Origin of the sequence: Salinarimonas sp. (genome assembly GCF_046292825.1) — a bacterium.
GTDB lineage: Bacteria > Pseudomonadota > Alphaproteobacteria > Rhizobiales > Beijerinckiaceae > Salinarimonas.
This window is the reverse complement of the sequence record NZ_JBKBQG010000091.1, coordinates 1-3,543: the sequence shown is the minus strand read 5'-3', so window position 1 is coordinate 3,543 and position 3,543 is coordinate 1. Positions and strand designations below refer to the sequence as shown.

At 63.9% G+C, this 3,543-nt stretch carries 4 protein-coding genes; all 4 read left to right on the top strand.

The annotated features are described in order from the left end of the window. Nucleotides 1-5: 5 nt before the first annotated feature. Nucleotides 6-2,225, top strand: coding sequence for a hemagglutinin repeat-containing protein (locus ACK4UM_RS20850; protein ID WP_409802965.1), 2,220 nt, complete (start codon nt 6-8; stop codon nt 2,223-2,225). 53 nt (nt 2,226-2,278) lie between these two features. Next, nucleotides 2,279-2,860 carry a hypothetical protein gene (locus tag ACK4UM_RS20845; RefSeq protein WP_409802962.1) on the top strand — a complete coding sequence of 194 codons (582 nt, stop codon included), beginning with the start codon at nt 2,279-2,281 and terminating at the stop codon, nt 2,858-2,860. Continuing rightward, on the top strand, nt 2,844-3,140 hold the full coding sequence (locus ACK4UM_RS20840; RefSeq protein WP_409802959.1) for a hypothetical protein: 297 nt from the start codon (nt 2,844-2,846) through the stop codon (nt 3,138-3,140). The genes ACK4UM_RS20845 and ACK4UM_RS20840 overlap by 17 nt, the downstream gene beginning before the upstream one ends. Before the next feature lie 213 nt (nt 3,141-3,353). Continuing rightward, nucleotides 3,354-3,543, top strand: a 190-nt coding sequence (locus tag ACK4UM_RS20835) for a hypothetical protein (RefSeq protein ID WP_409802957.1), incomplete at its 3' end; no start/stop codon positions are given.

The window sequence follows — 3,543 nt, the reverse complement described above, 5'->3', positions numbered from 1 at the left end:
CGCGGATCGCGCAATCCGAGCAGGCCACCGGCCTCGTCCCCACCCTCCTCGACGCGGGCCGCGACCTCACCCTCGCCGCCGGCCGCGACCTGTCATTGGTCGCGACCCAGGCGAGCGCCGCGCGCGACATGGCGTTGATCGCGGGGCGGGACGTGATCGTCACGGCCGGCGAGGCGACCTTCGCCGCCGCCGAGCGCGCCTCCTCCGCCTCCGCGAGCGTCGGCATCGGCATCACCGCCTCGGCGCGGGGCGTCGACATCGGCGTGACGCTGGAGGGCGGGGCCTCGGGCTCGCGGCGCGACGTGCTCGGCTCGGCCTTCGTCAATTCCGACCTCGTCGCGGGCGAGCGGCTCCTCGTCTCCTCGGGGGCGGACACTCTGGTCGCGGGCGCCCGGATCGCGGCGCGGGAGGTCGATCTCCTCGTCGGCGGCGATCTGCGAATCGCCTCGCTCGCCGATACCGGCCGCACCCGAGGGTCGTCCTGGAATGCCGGGGGGAGCCTCACCATCGGCCTCGTCGGGCCCTCCTCCCTGTCGCTCTCCGTCGGCTCGGGCCGCGAGCGGGCGGACAGCCTGTGGGTGTCGGAGCAGACGGCGATTATCGCCGAAGACCGGCTCTTCGCCGGCGTCGGCGGCCACACCCAGATCGACGGCGCGCTGATCGCCGCTCGCTCCGGCGTGCTCCTCATCGACACCCGCACATTGGGCTTCTCCGATATCGAGGAGCGTATCGTCGAGCGCGTGCAGGATGTGCAGCTCGGGGTAAATCTCGGCTGGGGCGGCGACCAGACCGGCACCGAGCGCCCCGGCCAGGGCCTCCCCGGCGCCACCCTCTCGGGCCAGCTCGCCTCCCGCGACGTCGAGCGAATCACCCGCGCGACCGTGGGCCCAGGCCAGATCGTCGTGCGCGACGAAGAAGCCCAGACCCAAGACCTCGCCGCCCTCAACCGCGACCTCGACCGCGCGCAGGAGGTGATTCGCGACGAGGCCGCAGGCGTGCGGTTCTACGCGTCGGACACCGCCATCCGCGAGCTCGCCTCCGGCTTCGCCACCACGCGCGCCAATCTCGAGGCGAACCGGGCTCTGTTCGAATACGGCCTCTCAGGCCTCACCGAAGAGATCGCCCGCTCCGTCGCCGAAGCCGCCGCGATGCTCGGCCTGCAAGGCCTCTCCGTCGAGGAAGCGCAACAGGCGATCGTGGCCGCTCAGGTGGCATCGGGGGCGATCTCGGCGGAGGAAGCCGCCCAGATCGCCGCGATTCTCGAACTGCTGGCGACCAACGACCCGGCGACAGCTTACGCCTCGTTGTCCGCAGGAATCGTCGACGGCGTGCCGGTCTCGCCCGAGACGATCGCGCGCGCGTTCGCGACCGCGGGGGCCGCGGGGACGACGGGGGCTGTAATGGCACTCGCCGTCGCCGCAACCTTTGTCGCCGCGGTTCTCTACAACACGCCTGTCGGAGCGCGGATCGACCACACCGAGGATCTGGCGGACGGCAGCAAGATCCGCATCGTCGGCGGCGGCTCCGAGACGCAACTGACGATGAGCGTCCGCTCGCCCTCGGGCGAGCAGACCCTACTCGTCCTCTCGCGCATGCCGAACGGCGCCTACGCCCTCGTCGGCGCTGGGATCGCGACGGCGGGCGGCCAGATCGTCCCGATCGACCCGCGCACCGTCCTCGACGACGCCCGCGCCTTCGCCGGCGCGATCGGCGGTGGTTTCCAGGCCACCGCCCAAGGCGGCCTCGTCGTCTCCACCCCCGGCACCGGCCCCACCGGCCCCACCCTCGTCATCACCACCGCCATCCCGGACCCGGGGCTGAGCGTCTCCACGCCGATCCAGCAGCAGGGGTCATGGTCAAACATTACCTTCCCACCTGGTTACACGTTTCCTCTAACGCTAGAAGCCCGGAACAACGTTCCAGAGAATGCCGTTACAGCCTCCGAGTTAGCGGGCGCTCTTCGCCTTTCGGAGGCACGAAGCCCTTGGTTGCCATCGGGTGAGCTTCGCCCCGAAGCAATCGCCGGAGCTACCCAGGTGATTGCGCCTGAGCGGCTCAACAATCCACAAATACCGCTCGGGTTCGGAAAATTTGAGACGCCGACGATACAAAGCCCTGCGGGGCCGTTCAGAGTCCACTTCTATATGAATTCTTCCACCGGTGAGGTATTCTATGACCTAGACTACAAGGTTGTCTTTAATCACCAAGGCAATTGGAGGAGGTGATGCGCGTTATGCTTCGAGAGCCCTATAGCCCGTCGACTGTTCTCTCGGGAGGCATGCAAAACCTTCGCCAGGGCGCGACTTACCCGGTAATTTCGCTTTCACAGGGCGACGACGGTGCTCTGGGCGCGCGCCTGTTATATGGTTGGCGGAGAGGCTGGGAAAACGTCATCGTCCCAGAAATGATGGAAGTGCAGCTGGACGCCTTTCAGCTGGTGAGCGCCGATTACAGACTACCTTGGAAGAAAAGACGCGGCCCAAGAGGTGGTTGGCTTATCGAACCGGATGAATTTCATTCGCCCGACTTGCTCGAGGCATTTTACTCGGCGGAACAGTGGGCCCTCAATAGAATGAACTCTATCGTGCTTAATACCCTAAAGAGTTCAACGTTGACAAGCACTGACGAACTTTTGCGCGATGGCGGAACAATGTTTTTTTCGTTCTCGCCTAAAAATTGCTTACAGTTTTCCCGATCTCAGGAAAATGCGCGCTGGTTTGCATTTGGATCTATAAATCAAAGAATGTGCTGGGTAATCTTTGAACCAAATAGTAGAAGAGTCGTTACCGAGATAGAACATAATTCCCCACCAGATGGCCTCCTGCTGCTTGAGGATGCTCTCCATGAACTACTACTTTGAAGAAATCGAGATTGCATTCGCTGACGTGATCGATACTCCACGCCTCAGCGTACTTCGCGTCCTTTGGGACGCGGGCGAAACATTGCTTGTCGTCGAAATTATCTCTGATTTTTTAGCGGATGAACAGGTATGGATTGATTTGGAGAAGGCGACTTTGCTCGTTGAGATTTCGAGATCAGTCGAAAGTGAGATTATTCCAAAGAGACTTCAATTCATCTTGGAGCAATCGGGTTTGGTATTCGACGAAACAAGGGCGCCAGCCCCGAAACCCGGAATCTGACTGAGCTATCTACGCCAAGACATCAATTAGTTCCAAGAAGTGGTGGCCGCGCTACAGCAACTCCTCTATTGCGTGCTACGTTTTTTTTGGCACACTTAGATCGTGGGCACTGTATCACAAATAGTTCAGCGCGAGGCGCTCCCCCCGTGCGCGGCCTCGCCTCCAGCTGGAGCCGGGCGGAGGAGCCGCTCGCCCGCGACGACACCGCCCCCGATGCGAACAGGCAAACTGCTGCCCACGCGGCGTATCAGCTGCGCCACCCGGCGCCCCGGCCGCGCCAGAGCCCAATCCTCCCTCGCGCAGCGCACCGGCTTCGGCTTCGGCTTTTCCGCAAGCGGCGGCTCCGCCTCGCTCTCGTTCGGGCTCGCGCGCTCGTCGATCGCGGCGGAGGCCATGCGCGGGA

What these genes read in the sequence shown, in the direction of transcription:
- ACK4UM_RS20845 (WP_409802962.1), top strand. Translation starts at nt 2,279, where the DNA reads ATGCAAAACCTTCGCCAGGGCGCGACTTACCCGGTAATTTCGCTTTCA.
- ACK4UM_RS20840 (WP_409802959.1), top strand. Translation starts at nt 2,844, where the DNA reads ATGAACTACTACTTTGAAGAAATCGAGATTGCATTCGCTGACGTGATC.